Origin of the sequence: Acidovorax temperans, assembly GCF_028596105.1 — a bacterium.
Lineage (GTDB): Bacteria > Pseudomonadota > Gammaproteobacteria > Burkholderiales > Burkholderiaceae_C > Acidovorax > Acidovorax temperans.
In genome coordinates this window covers 2,704,595-2,728,487 of the sequence record NZ_CP117193.1, presented here as the reverse complement: position 1 = coordinate 2,728,487, position 23,893 = coordinate 2,704,595, and the positions used below count along the sequence as shown (strand labels likewise).

General features: G+C 63.9%; 17 protein-coding genes. 8 read left to right on the top strand and 9 right to left on the bottom strand.

Going from position 1 to position 23,893, the window contains the following annotated elements; translation table 11 throughout:
• Positions 1-213 precede the first annotated feature (213 nt).
• From PQV96_RS12870 to PQV96_RS12860, 3 genes are all read left to right on the top strand, one after another.
• Positions 214-2,709, top strand: coding sequence for a sensor domain-containing protein (locus tag PQV96_RS12870; RefSeq protein ID WP_337931942.1), 2,496 nt, complete (start codon positions 214-216; stop codon positions 2,707-2,709).
• A gap of 150 nt (positions 2,710-2,859) precedes the next feature.
• A complete protein-coding gene (locus tag PQV96_RS12865) occupies positions 2,860-7,743 on the top strand; it encodes a PAS domain S-box protein (protein ID WP_273625255.1) in 4,884 nt (1,627 codons plus the stop codon).
• 33 nt (positions 7,744-7,776) lie between these two features.
• Positions 7,777-8,907, top strand: a complete 1,131-nt coding sequence (locus PQV96_RS12860; protein ID WP_273623129.1) for a response regulator — start codon at positions 7,777-7,779, stop codon at positions 8,905-8,907.
• A 54-nt stretch (positions 8,908-8,961) separates the two neighbouring features.
• Here the strand turns inward: PQV96_RS12860 and PQV96_RS12855 are convergent, their stop codons facing one another.
• Positions 8,962-9,897, bottom strand: coding sequence for an inositol monophosphatase family protein (locus PQV96_RS12855; RefSeq protein WP_273623128.1), 936 nt, complete (start codon positions 9,895-9,897; stop codon positions 8,962-8,964).
• A gap of 149 nt (positions 9,898-10,046) precedes the next feature.
• Between PQV96_RS12855 and PQV96_RS12850 the strand changes: the two genes are divergently transcribed.
• Both PQV96_RS12850 and cysE read left to right on the top strand, forming a co-directional pair.
• Positions 10,047-10,865: an RNA methyltransferase gene (locus PQV96_RS12850; RefSeq protein WP_207374297.1), complete on the top strand. Its 819-nt coding sequence runs from the start codon at positions 10,047-10,049 to the stop codon at positions 10,863-10,865.
• 33 nt (positions 10,866-10,898) lie between these two features.
• Positions 10,899-11,678 carry a serine O-acetyltransferase gene (gene cysE, locus PQV96_RS12845; RefSeq protein WP_044398324.1) on the top strand — a complete coding sequence of 260 codons (780 nt, stop codon included), beginning with the start codon at positions 10,899-10,901 and terminating at the stop codon, positions 11,676-11,678.
• Positions 11,679-11,782: 104 nt separating this feature from the next.
• On the opposite strand, the gene PQV96_RS12840 is transcribed toward cysE, so the two are convergent.
• From PQV96_RS12840 to yjgA, 3 genes are all read right to left on the bottom strand, one after another.
• Complete coding sequence (locus PQV96_RS12840) at positions 11,783-12,880, bottom strand: NAD(P)-dependent alcohol dehydrogenase (protein ID WP_273623127.1); 1,098 nt, start codon at positions 12,878-12,880, stop codon at positions 11,783-11,785.
• Positions 12,881-13,079: 199 nt separating this feature from the next.
• Complete coding sequence (mog, locus tag PQV96_RS12835; protein WP_207374295.1) at positions 13,080-13,691, bottom strand: molybdopterin adenylyltransferase; 612 nt, start codon at positions 13,689-13,691, stop codon at positions 13,080-13,082.
• A complete protein-coding gene (yjgA, locus tag PQV96_RS12830; RefSeq protein ID WP_142084742.1) occupies positions 13,684-14,349 on the bottom strand; it encodes a ribosome biogenesis factor YjgA in 666 nt (221 codons plus the stop codon). The genes mog and yjgA overlap by 8 nt, the downstream gene beginning before the upstream one ends.
• 64 nt (positions 14,350-14,413) lie before the next feature.
• Here yjgA and pmbA point away from each other — a divergent pair, with 64 nt between their 5' ends.
• A complete protein-coding gene (gene pmbA, locus PQV96_RS12825) occupies positions 14,414-15,847 on the top strand; it encodes a metalloprotease PmbA (protein WP_207374294.1) in 1,434 nt (477 codons plus the stop codon).
• 147 nt (positions 15,848-15,994) lie between these two features.
• Here pmbA and PQV96_RS12820 read toward each other — a convergent pair whose 3' ends face one another.
• Entirely contained in the window at positions 15,995-17,083 is a 1,089-nt protein-coding gene (locus PQV96_RS12820; RefSeq protein WP_198846017.1) for a tartrate dehydrogenase, read from the bottom strand.
• A 96-nt stretch (positions 17,084-17,179) separates the two neighbouring features.
• Between PQV96_RS12820 and PQV96_RS12815 the strand changes: the two genes are divergently transcribed.
• Together PQV96_RS12815 and PQV96_RS12810 are read left to right on the top strand one after the other, a co-directional pair.
• Positions 17,180-18,115, top strand: coding sequence for a LysR substrate-binding domain-containing protein (locus tag PQV96_RS12815; RefSeq protein ID WP_198846018.1), 936 nt, complete (start codon positions 17,180-17,182; stop codon positions 18,113-18,115).
• The gene (locus PQV96_RS12810) at positions 18,112-19,047 is read left to right on the top strand and encodes a DMT family transporter (protein ID WP_242638178.1); all 936 of its coding nucleotides are present in this window, start codon (positions 18,112-18,114) and stop codon (positions 19,045-19,047) included. Before PQV96_RS12815 ends, PQV96_RS12810 begins: the two co-directional genes overlap by 4 nt.
• 105 nt (positions 19,048-19,152) lie before the next feature.
• On the opposite strand, the gene PQV96_RS12805 is transcribed toward PQV96_RS12810, so the two are convergent.
• From PQV96_RS12805 to PQV96_RS12790, 4 genes are all read right to left on the bottom strand, one after another.
• The gene (locus PQV96_RS12805; RefSeq protein ID WP_044398339.1) at positions 19,153-19,599 is read right to left on the bottom strand and encodes a GatB/YqeY domain-containing protein; all 447 of its coding nucleotides are present in this window, start codon (positions 19,597-19,599) and stop codon (positions 19,153-19,155) included.
• A 191-nt stretch (positions 19,600-19,790) separates the two neighbouring features.
• On the bottom strand, positions 19,791-20,003 hold the full coding sequence (rpsU, locus tag PQV96_RS12800; RefSeq protein WP_007833691.1) for a 30S ribosomal protein S21: 213 nt from the start codon (positions 20,001-20,003) through the stop codon (positions 19,791-19,793).
• A gap of 207 nt (positions 20,004-20,210) precedes the next feature.
• Positions 20,211-21,458 (bottom strand): BaiN/RdsA family NAD(P)/FAD-dependent oxidoreductase, encoded by a 1,248-nt coding sequence (locus PQV96_RS12795; RefSeq protein ID WP_273623126.1) that lies wholly within the window; start codon positions 21,456-21,458, stop codon positions 20,211-20,213.
• A 66-nt stretch (positions 21,459-21,524) separates the two neighbouring features.
• On the bottom strand, positions 21,525-23,750 hold the full coding sequence (locus PQV96_RS12790) for a TonB-dependent siderophore receptor (protein WP_273623125.1): 2,226 nt from the start codon (positions 23,748-23,750) through the stop codon (positions 21,525-21,527).
• Positions 23,751-23,893: the final 143 nt, after the last annotated feature.

The window sequence follows — 23,893 nt, the reverse complement described above, 5'->3', positions numbered from 1 at the left end:
GGACTGTAGCAGGGCCGGGTGGCGGCTGTTGTTTCACAAATCTTTGACGATTCGCCGCGTTTTGCTGTTACCTTTTGACATACTGTGGTCGGCGACGCAGCACAGTGCGCCGTTGCGGGATACCCGTTCTTCTAATTTTGCAGAGGTTCCAGAGCGATCGTGATTTCTTCCGAACTGCTGACCGATCTTCTCTATCCCGAGGGAGACATCCTGATGGGGCCCCTCGCACATGGGCGCATGCAGGCGTTGCTGGATGCCGTGCCCGTGGGGCTGCTGGAGTTTCGCCTGGAAGAGGATGGCCTGTATCTCTGGGCCTCCAATCCAGCCGCGCGCCGCATGCCGGGCCTGGGCTTGGTGCGCGAGGAAGGCGTGCTGGCGCAGGTGGTGTTTGACCAGCTGGCGCACACCGCGCTGGTGGAGCAACTGTGCACAGTGGCGCGCCTGGGTGTGCCCCTGGATTGCCGCCAGGTAGTGCGTGAGGGCACACGGCTGCTGTTGGCCTGGGATCTGTCTGCCAGGCGCGTGGCAGATAACTGCATCGTGGTGAGCGTGCGCGATGTGTCGGAGGCCGAGAACCTGCGCATGGCCCTGGCGCAGGCCCAGAGCGCCCTGGCCGATGCCCGCCGGGACCTGCAGGAGCAGACCGAGGTGTTCAACACCATGGAAAGCCTGGCGCAGGCCGGCCATTGGCGCCACATTGAAGACCCGGGCGAGACGGTGCTGCTGTGGTCGCCTGGCCTGTGTGACATCGCGGGTTTTGAGCGGCAGGAATGGCTGAGCAACGAGCGTGCGGTCAGCGGCATTCCCGCCGAAGACCGGCCCGTGTTTGATCAGGCCTGCCGGCTGGGCGATGGCTCGGACGTGGAATACCGCTGGCGCCGCCCCGATGGCGAGGTGCGCTGGATGCGTTCGCGCGTCCTGCACTCGCGATCGCGCGACGGCATGGTGGTGTACATGGGCGTGGTGCAGGATGTGACCGAGGAGCACCGCGCGGCAGAGCAGTTGCGCGAACAGCTGCTGTTCATCCAGCGCATCGCCAGTCGCATCCCCGGTTTCATTTACCAATACCGCCTGCATTCGGATGGCACCACTGCCCGTGTGCAGTACATCAGTGATGCGGTGAAGCAATTCCTGGGCGTCACGCCCCAAGAAGTCGCGCAAGACCATGACTTGCTACTCAAGCATGTGCTGCCCGAGGACGCCCCGCACCTGCGCCGCTCTGCGGTGATGTCGGTGCGCCGCATGCTGCCGTGGCGCTGCGAATACCGTGTGGTGGGGCCTGACGGCAGCGTGCGCTGGCACATGACCAGCGCCGTGCCCCACAGGGAGCCGGACGGCACCGTGCTGTCGCATGGGTTCACCATGGATATCACCGACCGCAAGCAGGCCGAGCAAGAGATCAAGCGGCTGGCCTTTTATGACGCGCTCACGGGCCTGCCCAACCGGCGCTTGTTGCTAGACCGCCTGCAGCGCGCCATCGTGGCGGGGCAGCGCACCAAGGCCCAGGGCGCGCTGTTGTTCATTGACCTGGATAACTTCAAGGACCTGAACGACACCCTGGGCCATGACATGGGCGATCAGCTGCTGTCCCAGGTGGCATCGCGGCTGGTGGCCTGCGTGCGCGAAACCGATACTGTGGCCCGTTTTGGTGGCGACGAGTTTGTCGTGATGCTCGAAAACCTCAGCAGCCACCTGCATGAAGCCGCTTCACAGGCAGAAGCAGTGGCCGAAAAGCTGCTGGCCAGTCTGAACCAGCCGTTTGAGCTGGGCGGGGCGCGGCACTACAGCACGCCCAGCATTGGCATCACCTTGTTTGGGGAGCATCGCCTCTCGGTGGACGAATTGCTCAAGCGGGCCGACCTGGCGATGTACCAGGCCAAGGCTGCGGGCCGCAACACCCAGCGCTTCTTTGACCCGGAAATGCAGGCGGCGGTGAATGCCCGCTCTAACCTGGAGGCTGACCTGCGCCAGGGCCTGGCGCGCAGCGAGTTGCTGGTGCATTACCAGCCGGTGGTGGACCATCAAGGCAAGCTCGTCGGTGCCGAGGCCCTGGCCCGCTGGCGACACCCGCAAAGGGGCATGATCAGCCCGGCAGAGTTCATACCCCTGGCAGAGCAGACGGGTCTGATCCTGCCCCTGGGGCAAGCCGTGCTGCGCAGTGCCTGCACTCAGCTCAATCTGTGGGCCCAGCACGAAGCCACGGCCCACCTCACCCTGTCGGTGAATGTGAGCGCCCGGGAGTTTCGCCAGCCTGGCTTTGTGGCGCAGGTGCTCGACACCCTGCGCGAATGCCAGGCGCGCCCGCACAATCTCAAGCTCGAACTCACCGAGAGCATGCTGCTGGGTGATATTGAAGACACCGTGCAGCGCATGGAACAGCTCAAGAAACAGGGCGTGGGCTTCGCGCTGGATGACTTCGGCACCGGCTATTCCAGCCTGAGCTACCTCAAGAGGCTGCCGTTAGAACAGGTCAAGATCGACCAGAGTTTTGTGAGAGATGTGCTGAGCGATCCCAACGACGCGGCCATCGTCAGAACCATTCTTGCGCTGGCCAAGAGCCTGGATTTGCAGGTGGTGGCCGAAGGTGTGGAGACAGCCGGGCAGCTAGGGTTTTTGCGTTTGCACGGGTGTGATGGGTTCCAGGGATACTTGTTTGGGCGCCCCGTGCCCGTGCACGAAATGGACGCCCACATCTACCCCGCGCTTTGAAAAGCAGGGCGCAGTGGGGGTAAGGGGGAGACAACGCATGTGCTGCAGCGCCACAAGGCGCGCGGCGTGATGAGGGGAACGTGTGATGAATGAGGAGTCATTTCAGTGCACGCCTGCGGCACCTAACTGGTGGAGCGTGTGGTGGTAGGGGTGAAACGCTCGGGCACCGGCGTTGCCACGCTGCTGGACAAGGTGCTGGGCCGCAATGCGCCGGGCTGGCGCGGCGTATCCGTGGTGTTGCTTGCCGCTGTGCTGGCGGCCTGGCTGACGGTGGAGGTTTTCGCCCACTGGCTGGCGATGGAGCGTGCGCAGGAGCGCCAAGCCAAACTGCAGCAAACCGCCGATGCCCTGGTGTACCAGATCATGGGTTCCGGCATGCTGGGGGCAGTGTCCCTGCTGGGCCTGAGTGAACCCGTGCTTAAGGACATGGCCCGGGGTAAGGTGCCGCCTGACCACCCCGCTGCGCTGGCACGCCTGACCGTGGCGCGCGAGCGTTTTCTCGTCAATGGCGCGTATGTGATTGCCCGTGATGGAACGGTGGTGGCCCATGAAACTGCGGGGCCTCGCTCCACCGGTGTGAACCTTGCGTACCGGCCCTATTTCCAGCAGGCGATGCAGGGCAGCATCAGCGTGTATGCGGCCATTGGCGGTAACACGCACGAGCGCGGGCTTTACTACGCAGCACCCCTGTATGAATCCGATTCGCCCTCGGGCGCCATCATTGGTGTGGTGATGTTCAAGGTGGGGATGGAGTCGGTCGATGGCCTGCTATCGCGGGTGGGTTTGCCGGTTTTGCTCTTGTCGCCGCAGGGCGTGGTGTTTTCATCCGCCCGGCCTGAGTGGCTGTTTGCCGTGGCGCCGCCTTTGACCCAGGCGCGCATCGACAGCATTCGCGCCACGCGCCAGTTTGGCAGTTACTTTGACAATGGCCTCGCCTCCGAGCTGCCTTTCAGCGTGGACGCATCACACGTGGTTCTGAACGGCGTACCCCATGCCATTTCGCGGCGTGCCGTGGATTGGAAAGACCCCGGAGGGCAATGGCAGCTCTTGATGCTGGACGATGTGAGCGGACTGATGCCCTGGTCGCAGCGCCTGCAAGTGGGCCTGGCGGCATTCATGTTGTTTGCCATTCTGGGGTGGCTGCTGCTGGATCTGCTGCGCAGCAGGGCACAGGTGGCGCGCGCGTTGGAGCGCTTCAAGGTGCTGGGCATTGCCTTGGAAAGCAGCCCGGTAGCCGTCGTCATCACAGACAGTGAAGGCTTCATCGAATGGGTGAACCCGCAATACGAGCGCAACTGCGGCTACACGCTGGAAGAGGTCAAGGGGCGAAAACCTTCGGTCGTGGCGAGCGGGCAAACGCCCCCCGCGACGTACCAGGCCATGTGGGGGACCTTGTTGTCAGGCCAGTCTTGGCGCGGCACCTTCATCAACCAGCGGCGCGATGGAAGCATCTACCACGACGAAGTCACTTTGTCGCCCGTTTTTGACGAGCGCGGCAAGCGCATTGCCATCGTGGGCTTGCAGGAAGAAGTGTCAGAACGCATGCGCGCCCAGGCAGAGCTGCAGCGCCGCGAGCGCATGCTCAACGAACTGCTGGAGCAGCAGACCGCCATCTTTGACAACGCCCCGCCCATCGTGCTGATTTGTGACCGGCACCTGCGCCAGTTCAACCCTGCGTTTGCCGAGTTGATGGGTGAAAGCACGGCACAGCTGCAGGGCCGTCATGCGTCTTTCCTTTTTGGTGGCGAGGCACCGTTCGAGGCGTTCCGCTCCAAAGTCATGCCAGGCCTGCACCCCCATGAAGCGGTGCGTGATACGGCCGTGTTGCATCGTCCTGATGGCAGTGTTTTCCACGCCCGGCTGTCTGGGCGCCGCCTGCAAATGGAAGGTTTCGCCAACGCCTCGCTGTGGGTGATTGAGGACGTGACCGAGGCCCGCAAGGCCGAGGCTGCGCTGCGCGAAATCCATGAGCGCCTGGAGCTGGCGCAAGAAGCGGGCAAGATCGGTGTGTTTGACGTAGACCTGCGCAGCGGCCGTATTCTCTGGTCGTCCAAACTGTCCGTCATGATGGGATTTGCGCCCGACAAGCAACCCCTGTCGCGCGACGAGTGGCTGGCCTGCCTGCACCCGCAAGACAGGCAACGCGCCCGCGACCATTTCGACGCCTGCATCAACGGCACCCAGGACTCTGTGCGCGACTCCTGGCGCGTGTTGCGCCAGGATGGCGAAGTTCGCTGGTTCCTGGAGGCCGCCCGCATCTTCCGCGATGAGACCGGAAAGGCCACCCGGGTAGTGGGCGTCAACGTGGACATCCATGACCAGAAACAGCTGGAAGCCCAGGTGGCGGCGCAGCTGGATTTTCAGCAGGCCCTGATCGATGCCATCCCGGTGCCGCTGTTCTACAAGGGCGCGGATGAGCGCTACACCGGGTTCAACCGCGCGTACGAGCAGGCCTTTGGTGTGAATCGCTCAGACTTCATTGGCAAGACGGTTCAAGAGCTGGCGTTTTTGCCCGAAGAGCTGCGCATGCAGTTCCTCCAGGATGCCGAAGAGGCCCTGGGAGGCAACCAGACAGTGCACCGCGAGGTGGACTTGCCTTATGCCGACGGGCAGATGCACCACACCCTGTTCTGGCTCCACGGCTTTGTGCGCCCCGACGGCACGCCGGGTGGCGCTATTGGCACCTTTGTAGACATCACTGATCGCAAGCTGGCAGAGCAAGGCCTGTTGCGCGCGAAGGAACTGGCGGAGGAGTCAACGGCGCTCAAATCCAACTTCCTGGCCAACATGAGCCATGAAATACGCACGCCGATGAACGCCATCATTGGCATGTCGCACTTGGCGCTCAAATCGGGGCTCAGCCCGCGCCAGCACGATTACGTCAGCAAGATTCAACAAGCCGGCCAGCATCTGCTGGGCGTGATCAACGACATCCTGGATTTTTCAAAAATCGAGGCAGGCAAGCTCGAGGTGGAGCACCAGCCATTTGTGCTCGACCGTTTGCTCGAAAGCGTGGCCGACGTCGTGGGCTACAAGGCAGGTGCCAAGGGGCTGGAGCTGGTTTGCGATGTCGCCAGCGATGTGCCGCCCAATTTGGTGGGCGATTCGCTGCGGTTGGGGCAGATTCTCATCAACTACGCCAACAACGCCATCAAATTCACTGAAAAAGGCGAAATTTCCATCGCGGTGCGCATGGTGGAAGAGCGTGGACAGCAGGTGCTGCTGCGCTTTGAGGTGCGCGATACCGGCATCGGGTTGACGCCAGAGCAGATGGGGCGCCTGTTCCAGAGCTTCCAGCAGGCCGATACCTCTACCACGCGCCGCTATGGGGGCACAGGGCTGGGCTTGGCCATTTGCAAGAGCCTGGCCGAACTCATGGGCGGGGAGGTCGGCGTTGTCAGTGAATTTGGTTGCGGTTCCACGTTCTGGGTGACCTTGCCGCTAGAGCGGGGCGCGCCAGCACGGGCCCTGCAGCCACCTGCGGATTTGCGTGGCCAGCGCGTTCTGGTGGTGGATGACAACCATACGGCGGCGGCTGTCTTGTCAGACATGCTGGTGGCGATGGGCCTGGAGGTGGATCAGGCTTATTCGGGCCTGCAAGCGCTGCAAATGCTGCGCGAGTCGATGGCCCAGCAGCGCCTGTATGGCCTGCTGCTGCTGGACTGGCACATGCCGGGCATGGATGGGGTGGAGCTGGCGCGCCACATCCGCAGCCTGGGCATGTCCCGCGTGCCGCAAATGTTCATGGTGACCGCCTATGGCCGGGAAGACGTCATGCGTGCGGCCCGCTCTGAGGGCATAGAAACCGTGCTCATCAAGCCGGTGAATGCATCGGTGTTGCTGGACACCCTGATGCAGCCGCTGGATGGCGGAAGCGGCAACACCTCACGCACACCTGCGGCCGCGCCCGCGCCTGATGTATTGCCTGTGGCTATTCGTGGCGCACGCGTGCTGCTGGTGGAGGACAACGAACTCAACCAGATCGTGGCTGCGGAGTTGTTGCGCGATGCGGGTTTTGTGGTGGATGTGGCGGACAACGGCCAGATGGCTTTGGACCAGTTGCGCCAAGCCGCCTATGACGTGGTGCTGATGGACATGCAGATGCCGGTGATGGACGGGGAGACCGCCACCCGGCAACTGCGCCAGGATCCACGCCTGCAAGACCTGCCTGTGATCGCCATGACCGCCAACGCCATGGATGCCGATCGGCAGCGCTGCTTTGCTGCGGGCATGAATGACCACGTTGCCAAACCCATCGAGCCTGCCGCGTTGTGGAGCGCGTTGTCCCGCTGGATCAAGCCCCGGCCTGGGCTGGGCCAGGCTGCCATGCCCCCGCTGGCAGGCGCGGCCCCGGTGCTGGCCTCGGTTCCGCGGCTGACGGGGTGGCCGCCTGTGGTACAGGGCCTCAATACGGCCCTGGGCTTGCAGCGCGCCCTGGGCAAGCCCGCGCTGTACGCCGATATGCTGGTGCGCTTTGTCCAGGCCCAATCGTCCGTTGTGGCCCAGATTGATGCGGCGATTGCAGCGGGCAACCAGGGGCAGGCCGAACGGCTTGCCCACACGCTCAAATCCGTAGCAGCCAACATCGGTGCGCAAGAGGCCTCGGAACACGCCCATGCGCTGGAGCAGGCCCTGCGCCACCAGCCTGCAAGCGCATCCAGCGCGCAGGTGCTGCCCTTGCTCGGCGCTCTGGCGGCGGCCATGGAGCCCTTGGTGGCAGGCCTGCAAAGCTGGGTCGATCAGTCCGGGGCTGCATCGGCTGCATTCGCTCCGGGTCTGGCCGCGCAGCAATCGCCCACGGCGGATGTGCTGGCGGTGGATGACGTACTCACCCAGCTGCGTGATCTGCTATCGCAGGACGATCCGGCAGCGACCGAGTTTTTGCAACACAATGCAACAATTCTGGAAGCTGCCCTGGGGGATGGGTTCGCCACGGTCCAGGCGCAGGTTCGCAACTTCGATTTCGAGCAGGCACTGGAGCATCTTCCCCAAAGTCAGGGGGGCGTGCAGCCACCTGGCCCGAATTCTGGTTAAGCTCTCTGAACGGTGTACTTCGCAGGAATTCCAATGGAACAAGCGCCTTTTACCGTGAATGCTTCCACCCTGGTGGACAAGCACATCGCTACCGTGCTGGTGGTGGACGACACGCCAGAGAACCTGACCTTGATGGGCGCCTTGCTGCGCGACCACTTCATGGTGAAGGTGGCCAACAACGGCGAGAAGGCCTTGAAGATTGCGATGTCTGACGCACAGCCTGACCTGGTGCTGCTCGACATCATGATGCCGGGCCTGGACGGGTACGAGGTGTGCCGCCGGCTCAAAGCCACCGCAGCGACCCGCAATATTCCGGTGATCTTTTTGACGGCCCGCTCAGATCCTGACGACGAGCGCATGGGCCTGGCCCTGGGGGCGGTGGACTACATCGCCAAGCCCATCAGCCCTCCGATCTTGCTCGCACGGGTCAACACCCACCTGGCGCTCAAGGCGACTGCCGATTTTCTGCGCGATAAAAGCGCCTACCTGGAGCGCGAGGTGGCGCTGCGCACCCTGGAGGTGCAAGCCATTCAGGACGTGACCATCATGGCCATGACATCACTGGCAGAGACGCGAGACAACGAGACGGGCAACCACATTCGCCGCATCCAGCTGTATGTCAAGGCGTTGGCAGTGCGCTTGCGCAACCACCCCAGGTTTGAGGCCGTGCTCAACGAGCGGATGATCGAGCTGCTCTACAAGTCCGCTCCCCTGCACGACATTGGAAAGATCGGCATTCCCGACAGCATCCTTCTGAAACCCGGCAAGTTGACGGTGGAGGAGTTCGAGGTGATGAAGACCCACACCACCCTGGGACGCAAAGCGATTGAAGATGCAGAGCGCAGGTTGGGAATGCGGGTGGCGTTTTTGAGTGTTTCTAAGGAAATCGCCTACAGCCACCAGGAAAAGTGGGATGGCAGGGGCTACCCCCAAGGATTGGCGGGTGACCAGATTCCCGTATCGGCCCGCCTGATGGCGGTGGCCGATGTGTACGACGCGCTCATCAACAAGCGTGTCTACAAGGTTGCGTTCTCGCACGACCAGGCTTGCAGCACCATCGTCAAAGGCAAAGGCACGCACTTTGACCCGGACATGGTGGACGCCTTCGTAGATATTGCTGAGGACTTTCGCAGCATCGCGCTGAAGTACCCCGATCCAGAGTGAACCCGGGTCGGCGTGCGCAGCGCCCCGCCAGGGTGCTGCGCTCAGCTCAACGGTTCAGAACGGTGCGTCGCCCGAGCTTGCTGATGCGTCGGGGTTGGTGAGCTCTTCTTCAGCAGTGCTGGCGCTATCGGCAGAGATGTCTTCAGCGGCTGCCTGGCGCACGGAAGCCTTGTCACCAGCGCTGGCAAACTTGCTGTATTTGCCCAGAATGGGCACGAGCTGGCCGTACACGCGGGGGTTGCCCGCCATGCATTCGCGCTGTTCCATGAAGTCGGCTTCGCCTGTGAAGTTGCCGATCAGGCCACCGGCTTCGGTCACCAGCAGTGAGCCTGCAGCCACGTCCCAGACGGACAGACCGGTTTCAAAGAATCCATCGGTAAAGCCCGCAGCCACGTAAGCCAGGTCGAGCGCGGCGGCACCGGGGCGGCGCAGGCCGGCCGTGCGTTGCATCACGTCGCTCATCATGTTCATGTAGCTCTTGAAGTTGTCGCCAGGGCGGAAGGGGAAGCCTGTGGAGATCAGGCAGTCCTTGAGCTGGGTGCGCTTGCTCACGCGGATGCGGCGCTCGTTCAGGAAGGCGCCACGGCCCTTGGTGGCGGTGAACAGGTCGTTGCGGGTGGGGTCGTACACCACCGCTTGTTCGACCTTGCCCTTGACGGTGAGCGCAATGCTCACGCAGTACACGGGGAAGCCGTGGATGAAGTTGGTGGTGCCGTCCAGCGGGTCGATCACCCAGACGAAATCGGAATGCTTGGCGCCGTACTCCTGGCCCGACTCTTCAGCCAGGATGCCGTGGCCTGGGTAGGCTGTGAGCAGGGTTTCGATGATGATTTTTTCGGCCGCATGATCCACTTCGGTCACAAAGTCGTTGATCTGCTTTTGCGAAATGCGCACGGATTCCACGTCAAGGGCCGCGCGGTTGATGATGGCGCCGGCGGCGCGTGCAGCCTTGATGGCCACGTTGAGCATGGGGTGCAGATTGGACGACATAAATTGTGGTGGTTGGCAAGGCTTTCGGGCGCGCGGGTGGCGTGAAAGTCTTGCGGATCATGAGCGGTGATCGCAGCCGGGCGATGCGGGCGGCGACAATAAGCCCTCCATTTTAGCTGCACCGCCGCTTTTTTACCTAGTCCCCGTCCATGAAGACCCGTTTTGTCCTGATCAACACCAGCCACGCTGGCAACGTGGGCGCCGCTGCCCGTGCCATGAAAGTCATGGGTTTTGATGACCTGGTGCTAGTGGCTCCGCGCTGGCCCAACGTGCTGCGCAAGGAAGAAACCATCCAGCGCGCCAGCGGAGCCCTGGATGTGCTGGAGAAGGCCCGCGTGGTGGCCACGCTGGACGAGGCGCTGGACGGAATGAGCCACCTGTGCGCCACGGCCATGACCCCGCGCGACTTCGGCCCGCCTACGGTGGAGCCGCGTGTGCACTTCGAAGCGCTATTAAAACAAGAGCGTTTGGCGCTTGCTGCATCAGCGCCAGAGGCCAAAAACGCTTCAAACCCCGCTGACGACGGTGAAGCAGGCGGTGGCTCAGCACCGGTAGGCCAAACCGGCGTGGCATTTCTGTTTGGCTGCGAACGCTTTGGCATGACCAATGAAGACGTGTACCGCTGCCACGCCGCGCTTTCCATTCCCACCAACCCGCGTTTCGGCTCGCTGAACCTGGGCGCAGCCATCCAGGTCATTGCCTACGACTGGCGCCAGGCGCTGGGCGGCTTTGGCGTGCAAGATGCGACCCCCGCCCGCGTGCAGGCTGATGCGGCCCAGGTGGCGGGCATGCTGGGGCATTGGGAGCAGGCGCTGACCAGCATCGGCTTTCTGGACCCGGCCGCGCCCAAAAAGCTCATGCCCCGCCTGAACCAGCTTTTTAACCGCGCGCAACTCACCCCCGAAGAAATCCACATCTTGCGTGGTGTCGCCAAAGCCATGATCGAGACGGCGCAGGCAAAGCGCTAGACTGCGTTTCCAAATTCCAACAACAACCTGACCATGTTTGCCCGCCTGCGCTCCGATATCCAGTGCATCCTTGACCGTGACCCTGCAGCGCGCAGCACCTGGGAGGTGATCACCTGTTACCCCGGCCTGCACGCCGTGTGGCTGCACCGGCCGGCGCACTGGTGCTGGGGTAATGGGCTCAAGTGGCTGGGGCGCTTCATTTCGCACTTTGCGCGCTGGTTCACGGGCATTGAAATCCACCCTGGCGCCAAGATTGGTGAGCGCGTGTTTTTCGACCACGCCATGGGCGTGGTGGTGGGCGAAACGGCCGAGATTGGCGACGGCTGCACCATCTACCAGGGCGTGACTCTGGGCGGTACCTCGCTGTACAAGGGCGCCAAGCGCCACCCCACGCTGGGCAAGGATGTGGTGGTGAGCGCTGGGGCCAAGGTGCTGGGCGGCTTTGAAGTGGGCGATGGCGCCAAGATTGGCAGCAATGCCGTGGTCATCAAGCCGGTGCCTGCGGGCGCGACGGCGGTGGGTATTCCCGCTCGCATCATTCCCTCGAAGGAAGGGCAGAGCGCCGACGTGACCGAACCGCAGCAACCGCGCAAGTTCACGGCCTACGGCATCACCCAGGAAGACGACCCCCTGTCGCAAGCGATGCGGGGTCTGATCGACAACGCCTCTTCGCAAGAGCACCAGATCGCCTTGCTGTGGCAGGCCATCGAGAAGCTGTCGGCCTGCGTCAAGACCGGTGACTGCGTGCCGGACGACGCTGCGCTCAAGGAACAGTTCGAAGCCGGCAAGCTCAACGATCTGGTCGGAAAGTAGCAAACGTCCGTCACCACTCCATGCAAAAAGCCCTGCAACATTTGCTGCAGGGCTTTTTCGATGGTGATGGGCAAGGGCCTTTGCAGCCCTTGCAAACCGGTGCCTTATTGGGGCTTGATGGCCACCTTCAGCACGCCATCGCGCTGGTGCGCGAACAGGTCGTACGCGGCCACGATGTCGTCGAGCTTGTACTGGTGGGTGACCAGCAGGCCCAGGTCCAACCGGTTGGACGCCAGCACGTTCATCAGGCGGCGCATGCGCTCCTTGCCGCCGGGGCACAGCGCGGTGTTGATCTTGTGATCGCCCAGGCCAGCGGCAAAGGCAGACAGCGGGATCTTCAGGTCTTCGGAATACACGCCCAGGCTCGACAACGTGCCGCCGGGCTTGATGGAGCGCAGCGCCGATTCAAATGTGGCCTGCGTTCCCAGCGCCTCAATGGCGGAATCCGCGCCACGGCCACCGGTGATCTTCATGATCTCGTCGATCACGTCGCAGTTCTTGACGTTCAGCGTGACATCGGCGCCCATCTTCTGCGCAATGCCCAGGCGGTGGTCGTTGCCGTCCACCGCAATGATGGTGGTAGCGCCCAGCAGGCGCGCACCGGCCGTGGCGCACAGGCCAATGGGGCCTTGGGCAAACACCACTACCGTGTCACCGATGCGGATATTGGCGTTTTCAGCCCCCTTGAAACCGGTGGACATGATGTCGGGGCACATCAGCACCTGTTCGTCCGTCAGGCCATTGGGAATGGGCGCGAGGTTGGCCTGCGCATCTGGCACCAGCACGTACTCGGCCTGGGTGCCGTCAATCAGGTTGCCAAAGCGCCATCCAGCGGTGGCCTTGAAGCCGTGGCAGCCGCACATGCCCTGGGGGATGAGGTAGCTGCCGTCTTGCGAAGGCGCGCCGTCTTGCGCTGCGTAGGAGTTGAAGTTGGGGCAGATCGCCCCGGCAATCACGCGCTGGCCTTCGGTGTAGCCCACCACGGCGCTGCCCAGTTTTTCGATGACGCCCACGGGTTCGTGGCCCACGGTGAGGCCCTTGGCCACCGGGTATTCGCCCTTGAGGATGTGCACGTCGGTGCCGCAGATGGTGGTGGTCGTGATGCGGATTAGGGCATCGTTGGGGCCCACCGAGGGGATGGGCTTGCTGACCAGCTCAATGCGGCCAGGTTCAACGAAAACGGCGGCTTTCATGGTGCTCATGGGGAAACTCCTTGGTGGTTTGCCAATGCAAGAGCACGCCCCGCGTGCTCAACCCCCAATGTGTAGCCCAAAACCGTGACGATGTGGTGCCCCTGGGCCGCGCGGCTTGACTTGGAGCAAGACCGCGCCGGAAGCCTGCTCATGGCAACACCGCCGCGTGAGGCTACCTACCACCGCGATGAGCGAGGGCTGCGCGCACTCAGGCGCCGCGTGCAGGGCGCTGTGCCGAGGCCGGGCGAAACGCCTTGCAGAGCTCGTCGCGCGTTTCCAGATATGGCCCGCCGATCAGGTCCACGCAATACGGCACGGCCGCAAAGATGCCGGGCACCACCGTGGCGCCCTCGGCGTCTTTCAGGCCTTCCAGCGTCTGCGCAATGGCCTTGGGCTGGCCGGGCAGGTTGATGATGAGGCTCTGGTCGCGGATGACCGCCACCTGGCGCGACAGGATGGCCGTGGGCACGAACTTCAGGCTGATCTGGCGCATCTGTTCGCCAAAACCGGGCATCTCCTTGTGGGCCACGGCCAGCGTGGCCTCGGGCGTCACATCGCGCAGCGCGGGGCCGGTGCCGCCGGTGGTCAGCACCAGGCTGCAGCCCGCGTTCACCAGCTCTATCAGCGTGGCGCTGATGGTGGCTTGCTCGTCGGGAATAAGGCGGGCCTCGAACTGGATGGGGTTGTGCAGCGCACGGCCCAGCCAGTCTTGCAAGGCGGGCAGGCCCTTGTCTTCATACACGCCGGTGCTGGCCCGGTCGCTGATGGAGACGATGCCGATTTTCACGGCGTCGTGGCTGCTGGTCACGGCTTCAGTCATCGCTGTCCTCGTCAGAGTTCGATTCCTCTTCGCGCTCCAGCCCGGTGCCGCCCAGGTGCTCGCGCACCAGCTGGAACAGCTCACGGTATGCACGGCCCTTGCGTGGTGCCAGCCCTTGCGAGACGGCGGCCTTGTCCACGGGCGGCGCATCCTTGCGCGCCTGGCGGATCAGGGCGCGCAGCTGCTGCGTGTCGGTGTTGGGATACTCGTCCATCCACTGGGGCAGGGTGGCGTCGTCGGCAATCAGGCGGTCCCGCCATTGCTCGGCCAGGTGCAGGCGCAGCTTTTCTGTGGCCGATCCCTTGTGTTGTTCTTCCAGCGCAGTGCGTGCGGCTTCCACAATCTCGGGGTCGAGCTTGCGCATGAGCTTGCCCACGTATTGCATCTGGCGGCGCTTGCCTTCGAAGTTGGTGATGCGCTTGGCTTCAACAATGGCCTCGACCAGCTTGTCGGGCAGGCCCACGGCGTCGAATAGGTCAGAGCGCAGCGTCAGCAGTTCCTTGCCCAGGTCTTGCAGGGCGTCGCTTTCGCGTTTGAGATCGGTGCGGCTGGCATCGGGAGTGCCTTTGAGTTCGGCCTTGAGCTGGATGTCCAGTTCGCTACCTTCGGCAACGAATTGGCCTCGCACAAAGTAACCTTTTTTGGGTTTGCGTGACATGGGTGGGGGCAAAGAGAGAGGTGGCAGCGAGTGCGCCACAGTGGCAAGTATCATAGCCGCCGCTATGAATAAACCTTCTACCCGCGCGAAAAGCGCCCCGGCCGCTGCCAAGGCTTCCGCTTCCCTTCAAGAGCCCGCCAGTGGCTTCAGCTACAGCCGCCCGTTTTTTGAAGAGCTGGTAGACCGTGCCCTGGCCCACGCCAAGAAGCTGGGTGCCACCGATGCGGGCGCCGAGGCGTCCGAAGGTTGCGGCCTGTCGGTCAGCGTGCGCAAGGGCGAGCTGGAAAACGTGGAGCGCAACCGCGACAAGTCGCTCGGCGTGACGGTCTACATCGGCCACCGCCGTGGCAATGCCAGCACCTCTGACTTTTCCGAAAAAGCCATCGAGCAAACCGTGCAGGCGGCCTACGATATTGCCCGCTTCACGGCCGAAGACCCTGTGGCCGGCCTGCCCGATGCGGATGACATCGCCCCGCCAGAAACCCACCGCGACCTGGACTTGTTCCACCCCTGGGCCATCACCAGCGAAGAAGCGGCCGAGATGGCCAAGGCCTGCGAGGCTGCAGCGTTCAAGACGCACCGCCGCATCACCAACAGCGAAGGCGCGGGCGTGTCGGCCCAGCAAAGCCATTTCTTCAGCGCCCACACGCGCGGTTTTCGCGGTGGCTATGCCAGCTCGCGCCACAGCTTCTCGGTCGCTCCCATCGCCTCGCTGCCCGGCAAGAACGGCGAGATGCAGCGCGATGCCTGGTACAGCTCCATGCGCAACGCGGCCGACCTGGCCTCGCCCGAGGCCGTGGGCCGCTACGCCGCGCAGCGCGCGCTGAGCCGCCTGGGCAGCCGCAAGATCCCCACCACGCAATGCCCTGTGCTGTTTGAATCGACCCTGGCCGCGGGCCTGCTGGGTGGTTTTGTGCAGGCCGTGAGCGGCGGCTCGCTGTACCGCAAGAGCAGTTTCTTGCTTGACTCGCTGGGCAAGATGGTCTTCCCCAAGCACATCGATATTCTGGAAGACCCCTTCATCCTGGGCGGCAAAGGCAGCTCGCCGTTTGACGAAGAAGGCGTGCGCGTGGCGCCGCGCAAGGTGGTACAGGGCGGCCGTGTGCAGGGTTACTTCCTCTCCAGCTACTCTGCCCGCAAGCTGGGCATGAAGACCACGGGCAACGCTGGGGGCTCGCACAATCTGGTGATGGCCTCGCGCCTCACGCAGGCCAGCGACGACCTCGATGCCATGCTGCAAAAGCTGGGCACGGGCCTGTTTGTGGTGGAGCTGATGGGCCAGGGCGTGAACTACGTGACGGGCGACTACTCGCGCGGCGCCAGCGGCTTCTGGGTGGAGAACGGCAAGATCGCCTTCCCGGTGCACGAGATCACCATCGCTGGCAACCTCAAGGACATGCTCAAGGGCATTGAGGCCGTGGGTGCCGATGCCTACAACTATGGCGCCAAGACGGTGGGCTCCATCCTGGTCAACCGCATGAAGGTGGCGGGCAGCTGATACGGGCGTTCGCGCACCATGCAAAAAGGCTCCTGGGTTTCAGGAGCCTTTTTTGTTGGGCGTTTGATCGGTACGAGGCCGGTGTGGTAGGCGCTGGCAGCTCTCATTTCAGGAGCGCACCGCACCGGGCGCGCCTGTGCCTGTGTTTCAGCCCGCCGCAATGCGTGCGGCAATCGCCTCACCCACCTGGGTGGTGTTGGCCGTGCCGCCCAGGTCGGGCGTGCGCGGGCCGCTCTTGATGGTTTCTTCGATGGCGCTCACCATGGCGTCGTGCGCCGCGCGGCCTGCGCCCTGGCCTTGCGTCAGAAAGTCCAGCATCAGCGCGCCGGACCAGATCATCGCAATCGGGTTGGCGATGTTCTTGCCGTAGATGTCGGGCGCGGAGCCATGCACGGGCTCGAACAGGCTGGGGAAGTTGCGCTCGGGGTTCAGGTTGGCAGAGGGGGCCAGGCCAATGGTGCCGGTGGTGGCCGGGCCCAGGTCCGAGAGGATGTCGCCAAACAGGTTGGTGGCGGCCACCACGTCGAAGCGGCCGGGTTGCAGCACAAAGCGGGCGGTGAGGATGTCGATGTGCTGCTTGTCCAGCGTGATCTCTGGGTAGTCCTTGGCGACTTCGTCGGCGCGCTTGTCCCACCAGGGCATGCTGATGGCGATGCCGTTGCTCTTGGTGGCCAGGGTGACGTGCTTCTTGGGGCGGCTTTGGGCCAGGTCAAAAGCGAACTTGAGCAGGCGGTTGGCGCCGTGGCGCGAGTAGACGGATTCCTGGATGACGATTTCGCGGTCGGTGCCTTCGTACATCACGCCGCCCAGCGATGTGTATTCGCCCTCGGTGTTCTCGCGCACCACGTAGTAGTCGATATCGCCGGGTTTGCGGCCGGCCAGAGGGCAGGGCACGCCTTCAAACAAACGCACGGGGCGCAGGTTGATGTACTGGTCGAACTCGCGTCGGAATTTGAGCAGCGAACCCCACAGCGAAACGTGGTCGGGCACGGTGGCGGGCCAGCCCACAGCGCCGAAGAAGATGGCGTCCATGCCCGACAGTTGCGCCTTCCAGTCGTCGGGCATCATCTTTCCGTGCTCGGCGTAATAGTCGCAGCTGGCCCATTCAAAGGTGTGCAGCTGCAAGTCCAGCCCAAAGCGCTTGGCGGCGGCCATGGTGGCGCGCAGGCCTTCGGGCATGACTTCTTTGCCAATGCCGTCTCCGGCAAGCACGGCGATCTGGTAGGTCTTGGACATGGGTCTCCTTGAGGGTGTTGGATTGTCAGTGGGGGCATTTTCGCCCTATCTCCGGCAAATACAATCCGCGCTCTGTGGCCTCATTGTTTACACATCGTGCATAAAAACCCGTCGCCGGACGACCTGCGCGTCTTCACCATCGTCGTGCGCAAGGCCAGCTTTGCCGAGGCCGCGCAAGAGCTGGGCGCTTCGCCCGCCTTTGTCAGCAAGCGCATCCGCCTGCTCGAAGAGGACTTGGCCGTGAAGCTGCTGCACCGCACCACCCGCCGTATGAGCGTGACGGAAGAGGGCGAGCGCGTCTTCCACTGGGCGTTGCGCATTCTGGACGACATGGACCAATTGCTGCAGGAAGTGGCCGTGACCCGCGCTGAGCCACGCGGCCTGCTGCGGGTGAGCTGTAGCTTTGGTTTTGGCCGCAGCGTGGTGGCGCCGGTGCTGTCACAACTGGTGGAACGCCACGCCGGCCTGCAAGTGCGGCTGGAGGTGTTTGACCGCTTGGTGGACGTGGCGGGCGAGGGGTTTGACCTGGACGTGCGCGTGGGTGACGAAATCGCGCCGCACCTGATTGCGCGCCGCCTGGCCGACAACCACCGCGTGCTGTGCGCAGCCCCCGCCTACCTGGCGCGGCGCGGCACGCCCCGCACGCTGGCCGAACTGCCGGGGCACGATTGCCTGGTGATCAAGGAGCGCGACCACCCCTTTGGCGTGTGGCGCCTGCGCCAGGGCGCGCAGGAACAGGCGGTGAAGGTGCGCGGTCCCTTGTCGGCCAACAACGGTGAGATGGTGGTGCAGTGGGCGGTGGATGGGCGTGGCATCGCGCTGCGCTCGCTGTGGGACGTGGCCCCCTTGCTGCAAAACGGCCAGCTGGTGCAGGTGCTGCCCGAGTGGCGGCAGGAGGCCAATATCTGGGCCGTGTACCCCACGCGGCTGGAACGCTCGGCCAAGGTGCGGGTGTGCGTTGAATTTTTGCAGGAGCAGTTTCGCCACCGGCCCTGGGCCAGCGCCGTGCCTGCTGCGCAAGGTGCGGCATGAGCGCCCCGGCGTGGAGCGGGTGGCTGCCGCCTGAAAGCCTGGCCTTGCTGGCCGCTGCCACCTGGGCCACGGCCAGTTTGTTTTCGGCAGCCGCCTCGGCGCGCATGGGGGCGTTTGCCTTCACGCGCTGGCGCATGGTGTTTGCCGCGCTGCTGCTGTGGGGCATGGCGCTGGCCACGGGCCAATGGCGCAGCCTGTGGAGTGATGGTGGCTCTGCTGCCTGGCAGGCCATAGGTCTGCTGGTGCTGTCGGGCGTGATTGGCATCTTTGTGGGCGACACCGCCTTGTTTGCCTGCATGAACCGGCTGGGGCCACGCCGTTCGGGCCTGCTGTTTGCCACGCACTCGCTGTTCACGGTGGTGCTGGCGGCGCTGTTCCTGGATGAGTCGCTCAAAGGCTGGGCTGTGCCCGGCGGCGTACTGCTGGTGGGCGGCGTGATGGGCGCCATTGCCCTGGGTAGGCGCGAGGGCGCGGCGCACCAGCTGGAGGCCACGCAGGGCCAACTGGCTGCGGGCGTGGCGTTGGGGCTGCTGTCTGCCCTGGGGCAGTCGGTGGGCACGCTGGTGCTCAAGCCTGCGATGGCGGCGGGGCTGGACCCGGTGGCCGCATCGGCGGTGCGGATGACGGCGGGCTTTGCCTGCCATGCGCTGCTGTGGTGCACAGGGCTGCAGATGGCGCGGGTGCAGTCTGCCCTGCGGTGGCGCGACCTGGCCTACACCTTTGCCAGTGCCGCGCTGGCCATGGCCGTGGGCATGACGCTCATCTTGAAAGCCCTGCAGCATGGCAGCGCCGGGTTGGTGGGCATGTTGTCGTCGGTATCGCCAGTACTGCTGCTGCCCCTGCTGTGGTGGCGCACCGGGCAACGCCCTGCCTGGGGCGCCTGGCTAGGTGCAGCCATGGCGGTGGTGGGGTGCGCGTTGATATTGGCGTGAAACCTCTGCGGCAGGCCTGGCAGGTGCAGTATTGCAAAAGAAAATAGCTTCCAGCGCTTGCGGAACAAGCGCTGGAAGCTATTGTTTTGATAGTGATGGAGAGGCTCAGCCTGCCAGCGCAGCCTTCACGGCGGCAGACACCTGGCCCATGTCGGCCTTGCCGGCCAGGCGGGTCTTGACCACGCCCATCACCTTGCCCATGTCGCCAGGGCCCGAGGCGCCCACTTCGGCCACGATGGCCTTCACGGCGGCCAGCGTTTCTTCGGCCGACATGCGCTCTGGCAGGTAGGCTTGCAGCACCACCATTTCAGACTTTTCCTTGTCAGCCAGGTCCTGGCGGCCTGCGCCCTCGAAGGCGGCGATGCTGTCCTTGCGCTGCTTGATGAGCTTGTCCACGATGGCGACGATGGCCGCATCGTCCAGCTCCACGCGCTCGTCTACTTCCTTTTGCTTCATGGCCGCCTGCAGCAGGCGGATGGTGCCCAGGCGCTCCGAGTCCTTGGCGCGCATGGCGGTTTTCATGTCTTCAGTGATTTGGGCTTTCAGGCTCATAGTGATCTCCTAAAGGTGAGCGACAGGATTTGCACAAAGCCACTTCGGCTAGGCGTGTCGCCGCAGACAGTAGTTCAGCTACGGCAAGGCGGCACAACGACGCTGAAGTGGCTTTGTGCAAATCCTGAAAACAAAAAACCCGCGCTTGGCGTCCCTAGCGCGGGTTGTGCATCGGCCTGGGCCGGCTGCGATCAGTACAGCTTCTTGGGCAGCTGCATGCTGCGAACGCGCTTGTAGTGGCGCTTGACGGCAGCAGCCTTCTTGCGCTTGCGTTCAGCAGTGGGCTTTTCGTAGAACTCGCGAGCGCGCAGGTCGGTCAGCAGGCCCAGCTTTTCGATGGTGCGCTTGAAGCGACGCAGTGCAACGTCGAAGGGCTCGTTTTCTTTTACGCGGATGGTGGTCATTAGCTAATGTTTTCCAAAAGTGTGCCGTCAGAGGGTTTTCGGGAAGATCGCGCCCAAAAGCCATGCACAGCGGTTGTCCCCGTCTCTAACTAGTATTGGCCGACGGGGTATTGCCAGCAAAGCCAAAGATTATAGCGACTTCAATGAAAAACGGTAGCAGTTGGCGCCGAAGTTGCCTGCAAAAGGCCTGCAGACGCCCCAAAAAACTCACTGCGGCCCTGGCAGCGCCTGCGCGCAGGCCATGCCGCTGGCCCACGCCCATTGAAAGTTGTAGCCGCCCAGCCAGCCCGTGATGTCCACCACCTCGCCAATGAAGTACAGCCCCGGCTGGGCCTTGCACTCCATGGTCTGCTGCGACAGGGCTTTGGTGTCCACGCCGCCCAGCGTCACCTCGGCCTTTTTGTAGCCCTCGGTGCCGGTGGGTGTCAGCTCCCAGCGGGCCAATTGCTCGGCCAGCTTGGCCAGGGCTTTGTCAGAAGCCTCATTGACAGGGCGCTGCCAGTCGGCCTCGCGCTGCGCCCACGCATCGGCCAGGCGGCTGGGCACCAGCGTGGCCAGCTCGTTGGCAATCAGCTTGCGCGAGCGGGCCTTGGCCTGCTGCAGCGCTTCTGGCAAGTCCACCGTGGGCGCCAGGTTCACGGCCAGGGGCGTGCCCTCGCGCCAGTAGCTGGAGATTTGCAGCACCGCCGGGCCCGACAGGCCGCGGTGGGTGAAAAGCAAATCCTCATCAAACGCCATGCGCTCTTTTTTGCTGCCGGTGCTGATCTGCACGGGCAGCGCCAGCCCTGACAGTTGGGCGTAGGGCGCCCAATCCGCGCCATCGAAAGTCAGCGGCACCAGCCCGGGACGCCGCTCCACCAGCGGAATGCTGAACTGCTGCGCCAGCCGATAGCCCAGGTCGGTTGCGCCGATCTTGGGGATGGACAAGCCCCCCGTAGCCACCACCACGCTGCGGGTGTGCACTGGGCCCTGGCTGGTATCAATTTGATAGCTGCCGGCGCTTGATTCGTGGGCGTTAGAGGCCAAAAAGGCTATGTTTTTGATGCTGCACGGCTGCCAGCGCGTGACCTGGCCTGCTTCGCATTCGGCCAGCAGCATCTGGATGATGTCTTCGGCCGAACGGTCGGCAAACAGCTGGCCCTTGTGCTTCTCGTGGAAGGGGATGCCGTGCTTTTGCACCAGCGCAATGAAGTCGGCCGGGGTGTAGCGCGACAGGGCAGAGCGGCAGAACTGCGGGTTCTGCCCCACAAAGTGCTTGTGCGGGGCGCGCACATCCAGGTCGCGGTTGGTGAAGTTGCAGCGCCCGCCGCCCGAGATGCGGATCTTCTCGGCCACCTTCTCGCTGTGGTCGATGAGCAAGATCTTCAGGCCGCGCTGGCCCGCCTGGCCTGCGCAGAACAAGCCTGCAGCACCCGCGCCGATGATGACGGCATCAAAAAAGGGAATGGAAGACACAACAACCCACCGGTGAACAAAACGCGTGATTGTCCACCGGAGGGCTGGCTTGCTGGGCAAGCAGGGTCAGAACTCTGCGCGCAGCGTCACGCTCACGTTGCGTGGGTCCGCATAGTTGCCGTAGTCCAGATTGGCCCAGTATTTCTGGTTGGCCACGTTGTTCACCGCCAGCGTGGCGCTGAGCTTGGGGTTGAACTGCCAGGACGCGCGCAGGTTGAGGATGGCCTTGGGCGACTGCTTCACCGTTACGGTGCCGCTGGGGTGCGGGATGTTGAAGCCTTCAATGGAGCTTTGCCAGGTCAGGTTGCCGCCCACCGACAGCGGCGCGAGCGTGCCGGAGAGCTGGTAGTCCGTGCCCAGCTGCAGCAGGTAGTCGGGCATGTTGGCGTAGATCAGGTCGGTGGGGGCGCGCGTGACCTTGGCGCGGGTCAGGCCCGCGCTCACGCGCCACTGCCGGGTGGCCATGCCTGCGAATTCCAGTTCAAAGCCGGTGGACTTCGTGCCATTCACGGCGACGTAGGGCAGGGTGCCGTCGGGCAGCGGGGTGGTGATGGCGCTGTCGCGCACGCCGAAGTTGTCTTGCTTCGTCTGGAAGACCGCAAAGTGTGCCTGGATGCGGCGTTCAAACAGCTCGGCTTTCAGCCCAGCCTCGGCATTGCTGCCGATGACGGGCGACAGCGGATTGTTGTTGCGGTCCTTGTAGTTCTGCGGGTTGAAGATGCGCGCGTAACTGGCATAGGCCGACAGCGTGGGCGTGATGTCGTACACCGCGCCGATGAAGGGCGTGACCTTGCGGTTCTCGTCCTGGATGGCCGAGCGGCCCGCGTAGGCGCCGGTGGTGCCATAGGTGTCGGAGTGGCGGTGCCAGTCGGTCAGGCGCAGGCCAGTGAGCACCGACAGCGGATCGGTCACGCGCCAGCGTGCCGAGGCGAACAGGCCGGTCTGCTGCGTGATCTGCGTGCGCCAGGCGCCTGTCTTAGAGTAGGTGGGCGCAGGCGCGTTGCCGTCCCAGGTGTAGATGTTGGGGATCACGTAGCTCCAGCCCGCCACGGACGTGTAGCCATCGGTGCGCGCGGCGGTGCGGGTGGAACTCATGCCCACCACCAGGTCGTGCTTGCGGCCGCCCAGCTCGAACTTGCCCGACAGGTAGGCGTCCACCGTGTCCTGCTTTTCGCTGCCGCCGCCCACGGCGGCATACAGCGTCGTGCCCGTGCCGGTGGCCGGGTTGATGAACGGGGCCTGGCTGGTGGTAGCGCCAGAGCCGTAGGTGCTCAGACGGAAGGTATCGCCCTCGGTGTGGTTCAGCGCGGCCTTCAGGCTCCAGTCGTCGTTGAGCTGGTGGTCCAGCGTGGCGTAGAGCGTGCCGGAGGTGCGTTCCCAGCGTGTCCACGATGGTGAAAAGCTGGTGGAGATCGGCAGGTCGATGGGCGCACCCGTGGTGGCAAAGCGTGGGATGGTGCCCCAGATGGGCGCCTTGGGGCCGTTGGACTGACGCTGGTAGCCCAGTGCCACCACGGTGGACTGGCCGATGTCGGCCTCCACCGCAGCGAGCAGGGCGGTCTTGTCTTCGGAATAGCGGTCGCGGAAGCTCTCCTTCTTCTGCGGGGCGACGACCAGGCGGCTGCGCACGCTGCCGTCGCTGTTGAGCGGTGCGTTCAGGTCCAGCTCGCCCCGGTACAGGTTCCAGGAACCCGCCGTGAGTGCCACAGAGGCCGCGAACTCGCGCTGCGGGCGCTTGCGGATCATGTTGATGGTGGCTGAGGGCACACCCACGCCGGTCTGGATGCCGTTGGCGCCACGCACGATGTCGATGCGTTCGTACAGCGCGGTGTCGAATTCCTGGTTGGTGCTGCTGCTGTAGCTGGGCAGGCCGTCGGTCTGGAAGTCGGTGATCTGGAATCCGCGCGCGTAGTACAGCGGGCGCTGCGTGTCATAAAAACTCACCGCAATGCCGTTCACGTTGCGCAGCACCGCATCAATGCTGGTGAGCGACTGGCGCTCGATCTGCGCGCGGGTCACGGTGCTGGTGGACTGCGGGGTTTCGCGCGGCGTCAGGGGCAGGCGGGTGGAGGCGCTTTCGCGTGCGCCAGAGATGGTGATGCCCCCTAGCGCTTTGGGCTCTTGCACCAATTCATCGGGTGCGCTGGTTAGGGTCTGCTCGGCGGGCTGCGGCGCAGCAGTGCCCGTTTGGGCCCAGGCGGGGCTGAAGGTGAAAACGGCGACCGCCAGGGCAATGGGATGCAGGCTGGGGGCGGCAGCACGGCGGCTGCCAGCAGGGCACGATGAGCGCATGCGGGGTTCCTGAAGGGGAGGGTGAGGACACTGGCTGGCGGCGCAGCCCCTTCAGGACGCACGGCTTGCTAACGGAGCCGTGCATTGTAAATTTATTGAGAATAGTTCTTGTTTATTTGTTTCCAGGTGTTGTTGCGGAACGA